Annotated in this window: 10 protein-coding genes and 1 pseudogene; all 11 read left to right on the top strand. The window is 23.6% G+C overall.

Going from position 1 to position 16488, the window contains the following annotated elements; translation table 11 throughout:
• Window positions 1-1141: 1141 nt before the first annotated feature.
• Window positions 1142-2440 carry an O-acetylhomoserine aminocarboxypropyltransferase/cysteine synthase family protein gene (locus Q0087_RS00240; protein WP_297896956.1) on the top strand — a complete coding sequence of 433 codons (1299 nt, stop codon included), beginning with the start codon at window positions 1142-1144 and terminating at the stop codon, window positions 2438-2440.
• A gap of 781 nt (window positions 2441-3221) precedes the next feature.
• Window positions 3222-4691: a homoserine O-acetyltransferase gene (locus Q0087_RS00235; protein ID WP_297896955.1), complete on the top strand. Its 1470-nt coding sequence runs from the start codon at window positions 3222-3224 to the stop codon at window positions 4689-4691.
• Window positions 4692-4793: 102 nt separating this feature from the next.
• Window positions 4794-5432, top strand: coding sequence for a serine O-acetyltransferase (gene cysE, locus Q0087_RS00230; protein WP_297896952.1), 639 nt, complete (start codon window positions 4794-4796; stop codon window positions 5430-5432).
• 295 nt (window positions 5433-5727) lie between these two features.
• Window positions 5728-6093: pseudogene (locus Q0087_RS00225) on the top strand (transcriptional regulator); the annotation flags it as partial.
• Window positions 6094-6570: 477 nt separating this feature from the next.
• Window positions 6571-8376, top strand: coding sequence for an asparagine synthase-related protein (locus Q0087_RS00220; protein WP_297896948.1), 1806 nt, complete (start codon window positions 6571-6573; stop codon window positions 8374-8376).
• A gap of 265 nt (window positions 8377-8641) precedes the next feature.
• Window positions 8642-9727, top strand: coding sequence for a metallophosphoesterase (locus tag Q0087_RS00215; protein ID WP_297896946.1), 1086 nt, complete (start codon window positions 8642-8644; stop codon window positions 9725-9727).
• 81 nt (window positions 9728-9808) lie between these two features.
• Window positions 9809-10024: an Asp-tRNA(Asn) amidotransferase subunit GatC gene (gene gatC, locus Q0087_RS00210; RefSeq protein ID WP_297896943.1), complete on the top strand. Its 216-nt coding sequence runs from the start codon at window positions 9809-9811 to the stop codon at window positions 10022-10024.
• 330 nt (window positions 10025-10354) lie between these two features.
• Window positions 10355-10840, top strand: coding sequence for an amino acid-binding protein (locus tag Q0087_RS00205; protein ID WP_297896941.1), 486 nt, complete (start codon window positions 10355-10357; stop codon window positions 10838-10840).
• 56 nt (window positions 10841-10896) lie between these two features.
• Window positions 10897-11916 carry a homoserine dehydrogenase gene (locus Q0087_RS00200; RefSeq protein ID WP_297896938.1) on the top strand — a complete coding sequence of 340 codons (1020 nt, stop codon included), beginning with the start codon at window positions 10897-10899 and terminating at the stop codon, window positions 11914-11916.
• 104 nt (window positions 11917-12020) lie between these two features.
• Complete coding sequence (locus tag Q0087_RS00195; RefSeq protein ID WP_297896936.1) at window positions 12021-13235, top strand: cofactor-independent phosphoglycerate mutase; 1215 nt, start codon at window positions 12021-12023, stop codon at window positions 13233-13235.
• A gap of 508 nt (window positions 13236-13743) precedes the next feature.
• Entirely contained in the window at window positions 13744-15348 is a 1605-nt protein-coding gene (pyrG, locus tag Q0087_RS00190) for a glutamine hydrolyzing CTP synthase (protein ID WP_297897008.1), read from the top strand.
• The last annotated feature ends 1140 nt before the right edge of the window (window positions 15349-16488 follow it).

Genomic DNA, 16488 nt, shown 5'->3' with positions numbered 1-16488 from the left:
TTATAGTATTTAAATATTAATAATTATACTATTAAAATACAGATTATACAAGAGTTAAATATAATAAGATTTAAATATAATATATAACAATTGTTATATTTATTATTATATAAAATTTTAATTATTTATAATAATATTTAGCTATATTTTTCATGATTATACTAAAAAAACTTCAACATGAGAATAACTAATAAATTAAATCAAATTATTAGTAAATTTGTATTTCATATAAGTTTTATTCAGAATTTAAAATATAAATAAAATTACTCAAACAATAAATATTATATATATAAAAATAATGTAATATAACAATTGTTATATTATTCTTTATAGTATATAAATGTTATTAATAATTTTCAAATAATACACCAAAACATTTATAAGTAAAATATAACAATAGTTATATTACATTGTTATTATTAAGAATATCTTTAATATAGTAAATAAAAAAATTTAATGAAGAATATTATTATTATATCAATTAGATTTCAAACAATTTATTAAATAAAAAGATAATAATATTATAATATTAATTTAGTAGTTTATTATGATTTCTTAATAATGATAATTGAAAAAATTAAGAATGCTAATTTCTTGAGTTAAATAATAATAGTAATAATAATAATAATAATAATAATTTTAATCATGTTTCATATTTCAATTATATCTTTTATTTATTATAATTGATTTATTCTTTATTTATTATATTTATGATAGGATAATAATTATAATACTAATATGATAATAATTATAATACTAATACGATAATAATTATAATACTAATTCTATTTAGATAATTATAGTTCTAGAAGATTATATTTAAAATTGAAAAAAAATTTTATTTAACTAAAATTTTATTTAACTAATTATTAAGAATCATATAATTTAGAATATATTATTCTAAATATAATAATATTTTAATATATATTTTATAAAAATCATTTTATGAATAATGGGGTATTTTTATGTCAATTATATATTTTTTTGAATATATTATTAGACTATTGAATCTATTTATTTATAATGATTGGTTTAAAATATTTAATATTGTTTATTACTAATATTTAGGTTAATTATTTAAATTTAATTTAAATATAACTACTTAAGATTAAAATTCTTAAAACTAAAAGGTGTTTATAAAATGACAAATGATACTAACAAAAAATATGGAAACAGGACTAGAGAATTACATGCTGGACAAGAAGAACCAGATCCGGTTACTGGGGCACGTGCCGTGCCTATATATCAAACAACATCGTATGTGTTTAATGATACTGAACATGCAGCAAATTTATTTGCCCTTCAAGAATTTGGTCAGATTTACACTAGATTAACAAATCCGACTAATGATGTTTTTGAACAAAGAGTTGCAGCTATTGAAGGTGGAATTGCAGGTTTATCCTTTTCATCAGGTGCTGCAGCAATAACTACTTCAATATTAAACTTATCTAGTGTTGGAGAGAATATTGTCTCTGGTGATAACCTTTATGGTGGAACTTATTCCTTATTTAACAATACTTTTCCTAACTTTGGAAGAAAAGTAAATTTTGTTGATTCTCAAGATCTTGAAGCTTATGAGAATGCTATTGACTCAAATACAAAGGCACTTTATGCAGAATCATTAGGAAATCCTAAATTAGATATTCCTGATTTTGAAGAATTAGCTAAAATTGCTCATGAAAATGATATTCCTTTAATTGTTGATAATACTTCTGCGGTTGGACTAGTGAAACCATTAGAACATGGGGCAGATATTGTTGTTGATTCTGCAACCAAATTCCTTGGTGGACATGGGACTACTCTTGGAGGAGTGATTGTAACTGGTGGAGAATTTAATTGGGCGAATGGAAAATTTCCAGAATTCAGCACTCCTGATCCTGCATATAATGGATTAGTCTATACTGAAGCATTTGGTGAATTAGCTTATATTATAAAAGCTAGGGGAAATTTCCTTAGAGATGTTGGACCAACATTAAGTCCTTTCAATGCATTCTTGTTATTACAAGGAACTGAAACATTATCATTAAGAATTAAACAACATAGTGAAAATGCTCTTGAAGTGGCTAATTTCTTAAAAAATCATGATGCTGTTTCTTGGGTAACTTATCCTGGGCTTGAGGATGATCCATCTCATAAGAATGCTAAAAAGTATTTAAAAGGAGGATATGGTGCTTTAGTTGGCTTTGGTATTAAAGGAGGAATCGAAGAAGGTAAAAAATTCATAAATAGTGTTGAATTATTATCTCATTTAGCTAATATTGGAGATTCTAAATCTTTAGTTATACATCCTGCATCAACAACTCATTCTCAATTAACTCCTGAAGAACAATTAGCTACTGGTGTTACTCCAGATTCCATTAGATTATCTGTAGGGGTTGAAAATGTTGAAGATATTATAGCTGATATCGATCAAGCATTAAATAAAGCTGTTAATAAATAAATATGATTAAATTAACTGTCTTATAAATTTTAATTATTTTTGATAAAATTTTTTATCAATTATAATACCTTTTATTTATTTTATTTTTTAATAAAAAATTAAAATTAATATTACATGTTCCATTAGTACTTTTCATTATTTTTTTATATAAATAATTAAAATATATTTTAATTTATTTCACAATGTTTATTAATCAAGATTTACTAATATACTAAATATTACTATAGTTATATTTTTACAGTTATATTTGTAAATAAATTTTTATAATTATATTTTTAAAGTTATATTTGTAAATAAATTTTTACAATTATATTTTACAAATATATTTTTTAAAATATTATCAAAAGAATTTATAGTATTTTATTAATCGATTAAAAATTATATTAATTATTTAAAGTTTTAATATACAATTTAAGCAATAAATTTTGTTTATTATTAAATTAATAAAAATTAAATAAACTAAATTATTTTAAATTAGTTTTTTATCAAAATTAAATAAGAATATAACTTTATAATATAGGAATATATTAATATTTTAATATTAATAATTAGTATTAATAATATAATAAATTAATATTTATAGTCTAATAAATCAATAATAAATATAAATTATATATTGAATAAAAAGATAAAATATTAAATTAATATAATATTAAAAAAAATATATAATTAGATTATTAAATATTTTTAGATAATAAAATATAATTAGATTAGAAAATAGGTTTATATTTATTGTAATAAAGATTAATATTGATTAGAAATTATAATATATGTTGTTACTATGAAAAAAGAGTCTGTTGGTTCTGTTGAAACCAAGTTTTTCAATATGAATGAAGATTTAAAATTAGAATCTGGAAAAATTCTTCAAAATGTTACCATAGCTTATGAGACCTATGGTAAATTAAATAAGGAAAAAAATAATGCTATTTTAGTTTGTCATGCTTTATCTGGTGATGCACATGCTGCAGGTTGGCATGAAGGAGATAGGAAACCTGGGTGGTGGGAAATATTAATAGGTCCTGGAAAAGCACTGGATAGTGAAAAATATTTTATTATTTCTTCTAATATCCTCGGAGGGTGTAGTGGATCAACTGGACCGTCATCTATAAATCCTAAAACTAAAAATAATTATAATCTTGATTTTCCTGTTATAACTATAAAAGACATGGTTAAAGCTCAAAAAAAGCTAGTTGAATCTTTTGATATTGATGTTTTATTGGCTGTGGTTGGGGGATCTATGGGTGGAATGCAAGTTTTACAGTGGATTGTTTCATATCCAGATATGGTTAAAAAAGCTATTCCGATAGCAACTACTGCTCACTCTTCACCACAACAGATTGCATTTAATGAGGTAGGACGTCAAGCAATCATTACTGATCCAAATTGGAATAATGGCGATTATTATGACAAAGAAATTGGTCCTAGAAATGGTCTTGCTTTGGCTAGAATGATTGCTCATATTACTTATCTTAGTGATGAATCAATGTATGAAAAGTTTGGAAGAGACCTTAAAGATAAGAAAGAAGTTAGTTATGATTTTTCCATGGATTTTCAGGTAGAAAGTTATCTTCATTATCAAGGAGATGCTTTTGTTAAAAGATTTGATGCTAATTCATATCTTTATATAACTAAAGCAATAGATTATTTTGATCTTTCAAGTAATGGGTCTTTGATTGAGGGATTTAAGGATATCAAATCCAAAGTTCAAATAATAGGAATTGATTCTGACTGGTTATATCCCACTGATCAATCAAAAGATATATTAATGGCTTTAAATGCTAATAATGTTGATGTTAGTTATTCTGAATTAAAATCTACATATGGGCATGATGCTTTTCTTTTAGAAGGGGGGCAATTGAATTATGTTGTAGCTAATTTCCTCACAAATACTTTAGCAGAAGATTTAATGGCACTTAATGTTTCTACTATTAAAAAAGATGCTGATCTTAAAGATGTTGCAACATTAATGATGTCTGAATATGTAACACATCTACCAGTAGTTACTAAAGATAATAAATTGCTGGGAATTGTTACTGCATGGGATTTATCTAAATCAATTGCTATTAATTGCAGTAGTTTAAATCAAATAATGACAAAAAATGTCATTACATGTAAATCCGATGAAACCATAGATTCAATTTCAAGAAAAATGAGGGAAAATGATATTTCTTGTTTACCTGTAGTAGATGATGATTTTAGAATAGAAGGGATTATAACAACTGATCAAATTAGCCATCTTTTAAGTGACTAATCTATATTTTTTCTATTCTTCATTAAAATGATTATTGTCATTATTTAAATATTTATTGACATAATTAATCTCAATATTATAAATTATTTTAAATTGATTATCATGTTTAAACGAATGAAAGAAGATTTATTAATGGTTCACTTTAGAGATCCTGCTGCGAGAAGTTCTTTTGAGATTTTTTTTTGCTATTCTGGATTACATGCTATTTGGTATCATTTAATTTCTCATTACTTGTGGAATCATGGACATTATTTCTCAGCAAGGATTATTTCTTCTATTAATAGATTTTTTACAGGCATTGAAATCCATCCTGCTGCTAAAATAGGCCGTAGAGTTTTTATTGATCATGGCATGGGTGTTGTTATTGGTGAAACTGCTGAGGTAGGAGATGATGTCTTATTATATCAAGGAGTAGTCCTTGGAGGAACTAGCACTGCTAAAGAAAAAAGACACCCAACTGTTGGCAATGGGGTTGTTATTGGATCGGGTGCACTTGTAATTGGTAATATTTATTTAGGTAATGGTTCAAAAGTTGGTGCAGGTTCTGTTGTTTTAAAAGATGTTCCCACTGGTTCTACTGTTGTAGGTGTTCCTGGAAGAGTTGTTCATGAAAAAAGAAAATGTGCAATGGATCAAGAGCATCAAAAACTTCCAGATCCAGTTGCAGAAACATTGAAGAATATTGTTGAAAAACAAGAACTTTTAGAAAAAGAAATTGAAAACCTTAAAAAGGATAAATAGTTAATATATTATTAAAATAGTATTTTTTATTAAGGCTATTATTTTATTATTAGAATTGTCATAATTTTCATTTTTAATAATAGTTAAAAAATTGTATTTTAATAATTATTTTAAATTTATTATAATTTATAATATACTTAAAAATATTTTAATATACTTAAAAATATTTTAATATAATTAAAAATATTTTAATTAAAGATCATAGAAAATTAAATAGAATTAAATTTATTGAATATTATTTTGATAAATGTTATTTAATTAATAAATAGAATTATTATAAAAGAGTTGTTAAAAAATGAAACCACCATGTGAAATTGTTGTATGGTATTTGATACCGGGAATAAGATCTGTTTTAGCTAAAGAACTTTTTGGTTTAGGTATGAAGCAAAAAGAAATCTCTGCAGTTTTGGATATTACACAACCCGCTGTTTCCCAATATCTTAGTGACAAAAGAGGAAATGAAGTTGGGTTCTGTGATGAAATTTTAGAAATGATAAGGGAGTTAGCTATAGATTTAAAAAATGAAAAAGTTGATAAAAGAGAGTTAATTCCTAGAATGTGTGAAATTTGTAGAAAAACAAAAGCTGAAGATATTTTATGTATGTTACATAAAGAAAAAGATATTGTGCCTGAAGGTTGTAAGGCTTGTTTAGGTAGTGATGCTGATAATTCAGATGAAACAACTGATAAAAAAGGAAAAATTGTGACAGATATTTGTAAAGCTTGTTCGGATGATCCTGCTGATTATATTCCTTTTTATGACATTTGATTGTGCTATTTGCATATTATTTTAATATTACTTTTAAATTCAAATATCTTAACACATAAATATATAAATAATCAGTAGATATATTCTTATTAGATTATATTTAATAATAATAAATAATTATATTTTTAATGTTATATTGTTTAATGGCATAAATTTTTTATTGTTTATTAATATAAAATTTTATAAAAATATTGTTTAATTTATCATATTGTATTATTATTTTCTTATATCATAAATAATAAACTTTTATAGTTTTCTTATGTTTATTAATAATACTTTTCATGACATAATTAATAAAATTATTTTGCTACTAAATTTTTAAATTAAATAATTATGGATTCTTATATATGAAATAAGGATATTGATAAGATGGATAGGATAATTGGATTACAGGGATCTTTTAATAGTAATGTTTTAGCTTTAATGTTAAAATCTCTAAAAATTAATAATGATTCTTTTAAAAAAAATAATCAGTCAGGAATATTTCTTTTTTCTGATGAAAACTCTATTTATAATGATAATTTTTGTGATATTGAGTCTATAAGTGATTATAAAATAGGTTTAGGTTCTAATTATTCAAAAAATTCAATCAATAATTCTCAACCTATATCTTATAAAAATATAACTTTAGTTTTTGATGGGATTATTTATAACTATAATGAATTAAATAATTATTTAAATACTAATTATATTAATAAAAATTTTAATAAAAATGATGATTTAAATTCTTTTAATGAAATTAATAACATAACTGATGAATATGTCTCATTTTTCAATGATTTTAAACAAAATTTGAAAAACAAAAATATTTTTATTAGTGATAATTCTGATATTATTATTAATAATGATTCTGATATTATTAATAATGATTCTGATAATAATATTAATAGTGATAATGATAATATAAAAATAGATCAGGGTGTTTTATTAGCTAAATTAATATATAAATATCTTCAAAGTTCCTTAAATTTAAAAGAAGCTGTTAAAAAAGTTATTCCAATTATCGATGGGGAATATGCATTTGCTATATTTGATGGGAAAAATTTAGCTATTGCTCGTGATAGTATTGGTATTAAACCATTATATTATAATATTAATGATAATTCAGTAAACTCATTTAGCTCTGAAAAAAAAGCTTTATGGCAAATTGGTGTTAAAGATTCTGAAATTAATCAATTAAAACCTGGATATATTTTATATAATTGGAATTTGATTCCGCCAAATCAAAATCCATGGGATTTTAATTATAATAAAATAAATAAATGGGATATATTATCTCCTATAAATCTAGAAAGAGCGGAATACTATAATGAGCATAATAAAATTTTTGATATTGATAAGATGAATTATAATCAAATAAAATCTTATTTATTAAAATTACTTATGGATTCAACATATAAGAGAGTTTTAGATACTAATAAGGTAGGTTTAATATTTTCTGGAGGAGTAGATAGTACAATATTGGCTACTTTATTAAAAAATATTTCTGATAATGTTTTTGTAAAATTATATACTGTTGGTGTTGAAAACTCTAAAGATATTGAATGTGCTCAAAAAATAGCTAAAAAATTAGAATTACCTATTGAAACAAGAATTATTGATGAAAATATTGTTAAAAATAGTTTGGATCCAGTATTAGATGCTATTGAAGAACCAAATATTATGAAAATTGGTGTTGGTATGACTTTATATCTCGCTACAAAAATGGCATCAGAAGATGGAATTTCAGTTACTTTGGCAGGTCAAGGTGCTGATGAGTTATTTGGTGGTTATTATCGATATTTGACTACTTATAAAGATAAAGGCCCAAATGCTACCGAAAAAAGTATGATTCATGATATTGAATATGGGTATGATGTCAATTTTGAAAGAGATGATAAAATAGCCACATTTAATGGTGTTGATCTTAGAGTACCCTATTTGGATGAAAAATTGGTTAATTTTGCTCTAAAAATTCCGGTTAAATATAAAATAGATTCTGATGAAGACCTTATTAGAAAACAAATTTTAAGGGATTTAGCAATTGATTTAGGTATTGATAAAGAAATTGCAGAAAGACCAAAAAAAGCAGCTCAATATGGTTCGGGTATTCATAAAATACTGATAAAAAAGATTTTAAAAGATATTAATCTTGACGAAAAAATGGTTGAGATTATTAATAATTATTCTATCTAATTTTGTGTTTATTTTTATAATTAATATAATTATTATTTTATAATTTATTTCATATATTTTTAATATAGTATTTAAATTTATATTGTTTATATAATTCTATATAGTTATATACTAAATTATAATATATTATTATTGCATAGTAGATTATATTATAAAATTAGTAATATAATTTAGTAATCTATTAATTTATTAATCATATAATTTAGTAATCTATTAATTTATTAATCATATAATTTATTAATCTATTAATTTAGATGGGATTCTTATGAAAATCAACCTTATAAATATAATTAAAGACATTATTGGAACAGTATTTTTTGCTTTTATCCTATTTTTTGTAGCTTATATTAGTCTAAATCTTTTTATTAATGTAAATATTTATCTTTTATTTTCAATTTCTATATTATTATCTTTAATATATATATTTTCATCTTTTTATGAAAAGAAAGAATCAAGAAGAATTACGCAGTTACTTTTAGAATTTTCACATCTTCTTTTATGGTTTTCTTTAATGTATTTGATTCTATCTGTAGCCATTTATATTATATTATTTATAATAAAAATACCATTAATATATTTGGCCATTATTTATCTTACAATTATTCCTTTAATAACCATTTATGGCTATATTAAAGCAAATAAAATTAAAATAAAAGAACATGATTTATTTATTAAGAATTTGAAAGAAGAAATAAATATAATTCATTTTTCAGATGTCCATATTGGGTCATTGAGGGGTGAAAGGCTTTTAAAAGATATTGTTTCCAAAATTAATTCAATTGATGCGGATATAGCTATTTTATCTGGGGATTTAGCTGATGGAACATGCCCAATTGAAGTTGGTGATTTTTTACCATTAAGTGATTCAAAAATACCTATAATTTTTACTCCTGGAAATCATGATTATTATCCTGGGTTGGAAAATGTAATTAAAGCTGCTGAAGCTGCCAATTTAAAAGTCTTATTTAATGATAAATTGGAATTTAAAGGAGTTTCCATCCATGGTTTTTTTGTTTCTTCAGTATTAAAACCAGGTGTTGACATTGAAAATACTACTGATTTTTCAATGATAAATCCTAATGATATAAATATTATTATAAATCATTATCCTGTATTTTGGAAAGAATTTAAAGATATGGGTGTTGATATACAACTTTCTGGTCATACTCATGGAGGTCAATTTTACCCTATTAGGTTTTTAATAAGATTAATGTTTAAATATGTCCGAGGAGTTTTTAAAGAAGATGATAGTTATTTAGTTGTTAGTGATGGTGTTGGAACATATCAATCCACAATTAGATGGGGTACAGATGCAGAAATTCTTTTATTAAGATTAAAAAAGAAAATTTAAATTATTTTTAATGTTCCTTATTGCTATAATAATTATAATATACAAAACTTTTATATATGGTTTATTAGTAAATATTATATAATGAAGATTGAAAAAGATGCAGAAAAAATTCTTAAAGATTTTTCCAAGACGCTTGAAAATATACCTGACCTTGAAGAAACCCACTACATAGTGGATAATGTAAATCTAACACGAAATGATGTATCTGCTGAAAAAAATCCAGATAAAATCATGAAAAATGCTAAAACGGATAAAGAAGGTCATCTATTAGTTAAAAAAGCAGAATGGATTAATTAAATATTATTATTAAATAGATAATATTGTGTATTTCTATATAATATTTATCTATTAGATTTATTTTGTTATATTATTTTAATATTCAATAATATTAATAAAAAAATTTAAAAATTTATTTAATAATAATTATTTTATTTTAATTATTTAATATATTACTTAAAGTATTAATTAAAATTTATATTTAATATATTAATTATTCTATTTTTATAAATTATATTTTATAAATTATATTTTTATAAATTATTTTTCAATGATCTGCTTATAGAAATAATAAATTATATGATAATTTATTATAATAATTTTACAAAATATCATTTTTAAGGTGATAAAATGAAAATGGACTTAGTTTTAGAGCTTCAAGATATTCCAGGGCAGCTTGTATCAGTACTTGATCCAATCAGTATTTTTGGTACAAATTTAGTAACTGTAATTCACCAAAGGGATTTTAAAAATGAACGTGGTATGATTCCAGTTCAAATAACTATCGAAGGTGAAAGAGGAAATCTTAAACAGGTTATAGGAAAATTAACAGAAATGAATATAACTATTCTTGAAATTGATGGAGTAGTTGTGAAAGAAAAAATTAGTACAATTTTGATTGGCCATGTTATTGATACAGACATAAAAGATACTATGGATAAGATAAATTCTATTGAAGGAGTATCTGTTGTTAGTATGGATATTAAACTTGAAGAAGAGCTAGAATCTTCTGCTATGATTGTTGTTGAATCTGATCCTGATAAGAAAAATATTGTTCTTAATAAAATTCAAGATATTGCTAATGAAAAAGGACTTTCAGTTGTAAATGAAGTATAGAATTTAAAGGAAAATTTAATCATAATTTAATTAATTTTTATTTCAGAGGAATTATAATGAAAGATTTAAAAATTATCTTAATGGGTTTTGGTGCTGTTGGTAAAGGAGTGGCTCAAGCTATATCTATTAAAAAAGATAATATTGTAAATAAATTTGGTATTAATATTAAATTAGTTGCAGTTGCTGATTCAAATTCATCAGCTATTTCTAATAAAGGTTTAGACGAAAAACTTCTAATTGAAACAAAGGAAACTAGTGGTACACTGTCTAAATACCCTGAGTTTGGAACTGATGTTAATGGATTGGATGTATTAAATAAAGTTGATTATGACTTATTAGTTGAAGCTACTCCTACTAATATTGATAATGGTGAGCCTGCAAAATCTTTGACTATTCATGCCTTTAAATCAGGTAAAGATGTTGTAACATCAAATAAAGGTCATTTAGCTTTATATTTTTCGGAAATGTTAGATTTAGCTAGGGAGAATAATGTTGAATTTAAATATGAAGCTTCAGTTGGTGGAGCTATGCCTATTATAAATTTTGCTGAAGAAACACTTCCTAGTTCTAGTATATCTTCAATTATTGGAATATTAAATGGAACAACAAATTATATACTTTCAAGAATGACTACTGAGGGTTCATCATATAGAAATACTTTGGAAGAATCTCAACAATTAGGAATTGCTGAAACTGATCCAACTCAAGATGTTGAAGGAATCGATGCAGCTTGTAAAACTGTAATACTCGCTAATTCTATTCTAAAAGTTCCTGCAACTTATTCTGATGTTAAAGTTGAAGGAATTTCTAAAATAACTTCTGAATCAATTGAATTGGCTAAAAAAGAAGGTTATCTAATTAAATTAATAGCTGAAGTATCTAAAGAAAACCTTAGTGTATCTCCACGGCTTGTTAAAAAGAACAGTCCTTATGCTATTGAAGGCACATTAAATATGGCTACTATAAAAACAGACCTTGCTGATGAAGTTACTGTTGTTGGAAAAGGTGCAGGTTCTCTTGAAACAGCTTCTGCAATGCTTACAGATATAATTAATATAATAAAGAAAAAATATTGAAATAGAAAACATATTGAAATAGAAAAAATATTGAAATATTAAATATATGGCATCATAATAATGTTTCAATAAAAAATAATTTACTAAATGTAACAGGAATTAATATGAAATATGTAATTTTGATTGGAGATGGGATGTCTGATTATCCTATATCAGAATTAAATGATAAAACTCCTTTAGAAGTAGCTAATAAACCAAACATTGATGAATTAACTAAATATGGAAAAGTAGGACAACTTAAAACTGTTCCTGATAACCTTGAACCAGGCTCAGATGTAGCTAATATGAGTATATTTGGATATGATCCTCAAAAATATTATACTGGTAGAGGTCCACTTGAAGCAGGTAGTATGGGCGTAAAAACCAAAAAAAATGAAGTTATTTTCAGATGTAATTTAATAACTGAAAATAATGGAAAAATTGAGGATTTTAATGCAGGACATATTACATCTGAAGAAGCTTCTATACTTATCAATCATTTAAATAATGAATTTTTAAAAGATTCTATTTTAGATCAATTTGGTGATTTAAAATTTTATTCAGGAATTAGTTATAGACATTTATTTGTTAAAGAAGGTTCAAATCTTTCTAATTTAAAAACTACTCCTCCTCATGATATTGTTGGTCAAAAAATTGATGATTTTACAAAATGGGATAAAGATGAATTTTTAAATATAAAAAATATAATGTTATATTCAAAAGAAGTTTTAGAAAATCATTCTATAAATGAAGAAAGAATAGCTAATAATAAAAAACCAGCAAACATGGTTTGGCTATGGGGTCAAGGATTAAAACCTTCAATGCCAAATTTTCAAGAAATTTATGGATTAAATGGTTCTGTTATTACTGGTGTTGATTTATTAAAAGGACTTGGTGTTTTTGCGGGTTTAAAAAATATTAATGTTCCTGGAGCTACTGGTTATTTTGATACTGATTATAAAGCTAAGGGTAAATATGCATCTAAAGCTCTAAATGATAATGATTTTTTATTTGTTCATATAGAAGCTCCTGATGAGGCAGGTCATGCAGGGAATATTGAAGAAAAGATTAAAGCTATAGAAAGGATAGATAAACACGTTTTAGGGCAAATTAGAAATAGTATAAGTGAATATGGAGATTACAAAATAGCTATTCTTCCTGATCATGCTACTCCAATTGATATTAGGACTCATACTAGGGATCCAGTTCCTTTAGCTATTTATTCTAGTTTTGAAGAGGATTCTTCTGATGAAGTTAAGATTTATACTGAAAATTCTGTTGTTAATGGTTCATTAGGTATTGATAAAGCTCATAATTTAGTCCGTAATATGATAATATAATAATTATACAGATTTCCATTTAGATTAAATATTCATATTTCATATAATCAAATATTAAGATTTAAACCTAGTGAATATTAGGGTTTATAAAATTATTAATATATATCATATAAATTTAATCAATTATATAATAAATTCTTGTTATCATGATTAATTTATATGCTAATTGGAATAATATTAATGATATGTTAATAAACTAATATTATAATTTATATATTACTAATAACATAATATTATTAAGAATTTTATTAGTAAAAAGAGTATAATAATAAATATGTTCATTTAATAAGGATTATTATAGTATATGTTCTATATTAATAATAAATGGATATATTATAATAAATGCATTTATTTTAATAAAGATATTTTAATAATAAGAATATATTAATAATAGATATATTCATAATTAATAAGATAATCTTTTTTAATAAGATTAATTATTATTAATAAGGATATTCATAAGATAAATAATTATAATCAATTTAAATAAATAATTGGAGAGGATGTTCTGACAAAGTATATTATAATAACTGGTGGTGTTGTTAGTTCTATTGGTAAAGGGATTACTTCTGCATCTATTGGAAGAATTTTGCGATCTTATGGTTTAAAAGTAGGAGCTATTAAAATTGATCCTTATTTAAACTGGGATTCTGGTACTTTAAACCCTTATCAACATGGGGAAGTTTTTGTAACATATGATGGAATGGAATGTGATCTTGATTTGGGACATTATGAACGTTTTTTAGATGTTGAACTTCCTGGTGTTTCAAATATAACCACAGGTAAAGTCTATCAATCAGTTATTGAAAAAGAAAGAGAAGGTGAATTTTTAGGAGCTTGTGTTCAGATAATTCCTCATATAACTGATGAAATCAAATCGATGATTAGAAAAACCGCTGGAATTAATGATTATGATATTATTTTAATTGAACTTGGAGGTACTGTTGGGGATATTGAAAGTCAACCTTTTTTAGAAGCTTTAAGGCAACTTAGAAATGAGGAAGGTCCTGAAAACGTCATGTTTGTTCATGTAACTTTTATTCCTTATCTTAATGCTGCAGGAGAGTTTAAAACAAAGCCAACTCAACACAGTACTAAAGAACTTCGTAGTACTGGTATTAATCCTGATATGATTGTTTGTAGGAGTCAAGAACCTATTGATGAAGATTTAAAACGAAAAATCGCTCATTTTTGTGATGTTGCCCCTAATGCCGTCGTCAATGCTCCTGATGCATCATCTATTTATGAAGTACCATTAACTCTTGATAAAGAAAATGTAGGGAATTTTATTGCAGATAGGATCATGCTTGATGTTGAAACTAAAACAGCTGATTTAGATAAATGGAAAACTATTGTTAAATCTCTCCAAAAGGAAGATCCTATTGTTACAATAGCTATTATTGGGAAATATATAGAACTTGAAGATTCTTATATTAGTATTAGAGAATCATTATTACATGCTGCTGCAGAAATTGGTGTCAAATTAAACCTCAAATATATAAGTTCTGATGTTGAAGATTTGGATCAAAATGAACTAGAAAAGCTTGATGGAATTCTTATTCCTGGTGGTTTTGGTGAAAGAGGAGTAGAAGGTAAACTTGATGCTGTTGAATATGCTATAGTTAATAATGTTCCAATTTTTGGTATTTGTTTAGGTATGCATTCTATGGTTATACAGTTTGCTAGAAGAAACAATATGCAAAATGCCAATAGTACTGAATTTGATAAAGATAATAAATATCCTGTTATAGATCTTATGGAAAAACAGAAAAAGATTAAGCAAATGGGAGGAACTATGCGTTTAGGTTCTTATGATTGTAAACTTATTAAAGATACTAAGGCATATAATGCATATAAAAAAGATCTTATTGGTGAACGTCATAGGCATCGTTATGAATTTAACAATGATTTTAGAGATGAACTTCAAGATGCAGGACTTGTTATTTCTGGTATTTCTCCTGATGATTTTCTAGTTGAAATTATTGAACTTCCGAACCATCCATGGTTTTTAGGTTGTCAATTTCATCCAGAATTTAAATCAAGGCCTAATCGCGCTCATCCACTATTTGTATCTTTTATGGAAGCAGTATATGATTATTCTAAGAATAGATAGTTAATTTGCTTATTGGGAATATAATTTCTTATATCTAATATATTCATTATTTTTTTATTTTTAGTTTATTTATCAACTATTATTTTAGCATATTTTTTTAATATATTTTTTTAAATATTATTTTTTCTATTTTAACTTTTTTTTAAATCTTTTAAATTTTTTAAATTTTTTAAATATTTTAAATTTTTTACATATTTTTATATATTCTTATATATTCTTATATATTTTTCATATATTTTTATTTATTTTATCAATTTTTAATTTTATTATAATTTTATTACAACTATAACTTTAAATTTCAAAAACAATTATATTAATTCAAAGTAATATTATTTCTAAAAAAAGTATTAATTTAAATAATAGTTTTTACTAATAAATCAATAACCAAATAATTTAATTTTTCTTGTTTATTATTGAAAATCTAAAATTATTTCTAAAAATCAGGTTGATAAATTATGTTAGTAAGTACGTTATTTAGTAATTTTTTATTCGTTAACTATAAATTTAGCAATTTTTTAATTAAAAATTCTTTATTTTCTGTTTATCTAGTTCTTACAGATATATTTAAAAATTTTGAAAATTTTTTAATATTTTTCACACTATTAATGGTATTAATGTTCACGGTTATTGGAATGTTTTTTGATTTAAAATATAAAATAATACCAAATAAATTAACTTTTAGCTTATTTGTCTTTGGGATTTTAATAAATTCCATAATTTCAATATTTTTTAATAATTTTCTTATAATTACTAGTTCAATTATTTTCTCCATAGTAACTTTTATTTTATGTTACATACTATGGAAAATAGGCTTATGGGGTGGAGGGGATGTTAAACTGATTTCCGCAATCAGTGCCACTTTACCAATTCATCCTTTTTTAATAATTAATAATCAAGTGTTTAATTTATTTAATAATAATTTTCCAATAATAGCATTTTATCCATTTCCATTGACAATAATAGCTAATAGCTTACTAATTTCTTTTCCTATTTTATTATTATTTATTTTATTCAATTATTTGTATAGCATTATTCGTAAAATAAAAATAAATAATAATTTTTATAATATTAATTTTTATAGAAATTTTTTAATGAAAAAATTAAGAATTATTTTAAATAATTTTATTGATTTAATATTTA

Source organism: uncultured Methanobrevibacter sp. (assembly GCF_937881195.1).
Taxonomy (GTDB): domain Archaea; phylum Methanobacteriota; class Methanobacteria; order Methanobacteriales; family Methanobacteriaceae; genus Methanobinarius.
The sequence above is the reverse complement of the archived record's forward strand: the minus strand, read 5'-3'. Positions and strand labels throughout refer to the sequence as shown.

Bases quoted from the DNA above. Each gene is read 5' to 3' on its own strand.
- Q0087_RS00200 (WP_297896938.1), top strand. From the start codon at position 10,897: ATGAAAGATTTAAAAATTATCTTAATGGGTTTTGGTGCTGTTGGTAAA.
- Q0087_RS00220 (WP_297896948.1), top strand. From the start codon at position 6,571: ATGGATAGGATAATTGGATTACAGGGATCTTTTAATAGTAATGTTTTA.
- Q0087_RS00215 (WP_297896946.1), top strand. From the start codon at position 8,642: ATGAAAATCAACCTTATAAATATAATTAAAGACATTATTGGAACAGTA.
- Q0087_RS00205 (WP_297896941.1), top strand. From the start codon at position 10,355: ATGAAAATGGACTTAGTTTTAGAGCTTCAAGATATTCCAGGGCAGCTT.
- cysE (WP_297896952.1), top strand. From the start codon at position 4,794: ATGTTTAAACGAATGAAAGAAGATTTATTAATGGTTCACTTTAGAGAT.
- Q0087_RS00195 (WP_297896936.1), top strand. From the start codon at position 12,021: ATGAAATATGTAATTTTGATTGGAGATGGGATGTCTGATTATCCTATA.
- Q0087_RS00240 (WP_297896956.1), top strand. From the start codon at position 1,142: ATGACAAATGATACTAACAAAAAATATGGAAACAGGACTAGAGAATTA.
- Q0087_RS00235 (WP_297896955.1), top strand. From the start codon at position 3,222: ATGAAAAAAGAGTCTGTTGGTTCTGTTGAAACCAAGTTTTTCAATATG.
- gatC (WP_297896943.1), top strand. From the start codon at position 9,809: ATGAAGATTGAAAAAGATGCAGAAAAAATTCTTAAAGATTTTTCCAAG.